The organism is Psychrobacillus sp. Z3-81 (assembly GCF_056620325.1).
Map to the genome: position 1 here is coordinate 1 of NZ_JBWQPU010000055.1, position 276 is coordinate 276.

At 72.8% G+C, this 276-nt stretch carries 1 pseudogene; it reads right to left on the reverse strand.

The window, feature by feature from the left end:
* Positions 1-276: pseudogene (locus AC1ECF_RS17605) on the reverse strand (hypothetical protein); the annotation flags it as partial.

The following is a 276-nucleotide window of genomic DNA, read 5'->3' on the forward strand; positions in this document are numbered from 1 at the left end:
GGCGCTCTGCGTGGTGGGCATGGACGGGGAAGACGGGGGGCGTCGACCCCACATGTCGACGCGGTGCAACCACGGGACGTCGGCGATCACCCGGGAGAAGCTGATCCGTTCGCTCGCCGCAGTGAGCCCGACGAGGACCATGAGCGCGGTGACCCGCACCGGACGTGGGGCCCAGAACGCGACCTGGGTGCCGAGGAGCGCGCCCAGGGCGTTCGCTCCACCGTCGCCGAGCATGTCCTGCTCCGCGAGGTCCCGGTGCATCGCGGCGCCGGCAGC